Origin of the sequence: Saccharopolyspora sp. (assembly GCF_017434145.1) — a bacterium.
Lineage (GTDB): Bacteria > Actinomycetota > Actinomycetes > Mycobacteriales > Pseudonocardiaceae > Saccharopolyspora_C > Saccharopolyspora_C galaxeae.
Genome location: NZ_JAFRFW010000770.1, coordinates 1 through 1,807, shown reverse-complemented (window position 1 = coordinate 1,807; position 1,807 = coordinate 1). Strand labels below are relative to the sequence as shown.

The window sequence follows — 1,807 nt, the reverse complement described above, 5'->3', positions numbered from 1 at the left end:
GGACGGCCCGAGCGCACCCGTGCCGAAACCGACCCCGCCCGCCAGCAGGGCCGCGGACACCAGCGTGCCGCCCGCCCGCGCCGTGCGGCGGCGCGCGGTCACCCGGCGCGAGCCGCGCCGCACGTCCTGCGCGTCGAACGACGCCGCGGGACCGCCGTGCGCGGCCTGCCGGAATACCTCGCTGAGCTCTGCCTCGTCCACTTCCCCGCACCTCCTCACGACGTCGACCGCAGATCGTCGAGCTGTCCGCCCAGCGCGGCCCGCAGCGCCTCCAGCCCGCGCGCGGACTGGCTCTTCACGGTGCCTTCGCTGCACTTCATGACCTCGGCGACCCCGGCGACGTCGAGCCCCTCCAGGAATCGCAGCACCAGCACGGCGCGCTGCTTGGCAGGCACCTGCCGCAGGCCCGCCACCAAGGTCTGCCTGGTCGCGATGCCGTCGTCGACCTCCGCGCCCTCGGCGGGCCGGTCCGGCAGCACATCGGTGAAGCGTTCCCGCCGCCACGGGCGGCGCGATTCGTCGATCACCGCGCGGCTGAGCGTCCGGCGCACGTAAGCGTCCAACGCGCCCTTGTCCCGCACCTTGCGCCAATGCCGGTGCAGCGAGATGAACGCGGTCTGCGCGAGGTCGTCCGCGCGGTGCCAGTCACCGCACATCATGTACGCCATTCGACGCACCGCCTCCCGCCGGGCCGCGAAATACTCCGCGAACTCCTGCTCTTCGCGCTGGTCCACGCGGACTCTCCGCTCGTCCGTGCTTGCACTGACTAGGACGGTGCGCCCGCCTCCCACCGTTGCACGAGGCCGGGTCACGGTGCTGTTCGCCACCCCGGCGGACCGCACCTCGCCCGCCGGAACCTGCCCGTCGGCACGTGCCGGGCACCTTAGTGCCGACGGGCGCACCGATGTCGCGCACCTGCCTCCGCAATGCTTGACGCTCGCGCGGGGGGCCGGGTTGGCCGCGGACGGCGCCGTTCCACGGAGCGGACCCGCGTCGCTGCGAGTTCTCCGGGAAACCGACCGGCCTGGATCACGCAGTTGCCTCTCCCCCGCACGGATGTGGTGTGATCGGTTCGTGACCAAAACGGCATCCATCGATCTGCGTTCCGACACGGTCACGCGCCCCGACGAGAAGATGGCGAAGGCGATGGCCGCCGCCGAAGTCGGGGACGACGTGCTCGACCACGACCCCACGATGCGCGCGTTGGAGGAGAAGTCCGCGCAGCTGCTCGGCACAGCCGCGGCGCTATGGGTGCCCAGCGGCACCATGGGCAACCTGATCGCGCTGTCGTTGCACCTGCACCGGGGAGATCGGTTCCTCGCGCCGCGCGGCGCGCACGTGCTCACCCACGAGCTCGGGTCCGCTGCGTGGCTCGCGGGCGGGATGCCCGAGCCGCTGGAGTGGAACGCCGGTCCGGGACGGCCCACGGCCGACGTGATCCGCGCCGAAGCGAGCGACGGGGAGCGCTACGACGCACTGCGCACCACACTGCTGTGCCTGGAGAACACGCACAACGGCGCAGGCGGCGCCGTGATCCCGCCGCACGAGCACGCGCAACTGGCCGCCGCGGCGCGCGACTGCGGCTTGCGGGTGCACCTGGACGGGGCGCGGTTGTGGAACGCCGCGACTTCGCTCGGCGTGCCGCCTGCGGCGCTGACCGTGGGCGTGGACACCGTGCAGGCGTGCCTGAGCAAGGGCCTCGGCGCGCCTGTCGGCTCGGTGGTGGCAGGCACCAGCGACTTCGTCCGCGAGGCGCGCCGGGTGCGCAAGATGCTCGGCGGCGGGGTGCGCCAGGGCGGGGTGCTCG

2 protein-coding genes and 1 pseudogene are annotated in these 1,807 nt (G+C 73.3%); 1 reads left to right on the top strand and 2 read right to left on the bottom strand.

What is annotated here, in order from left to right; genetic code table 11:
* Positions 1–201, bottom strand: a pseudogene (locus IJH84_RS20865) (hypothetical protein); the annotation flags it as partial.
* Positions 202–215: 14 nt separating this feature from the next.
* Entirely contained in the window at positions 216–734 is a 519-nt protein-coding gene (locus tag IJH84_RS20860) for a SigE family RNA polymerase sigma factor (protein WP_200068780.1), read from the bottom strand.
* A 400-nt stretch (positions 735–1,134) separates the two neighbouring features.
* Here IJH84_RS20860 and IJH84_RS20855 point away from each other — a divergent pair.
* The coding region (locus IJH84_RS20855) for a threonine aldolase family protein (protein WP_295147933.1) at positions 1,135–1,807 on the top strand (673 nt) is incomplete at its 3' end.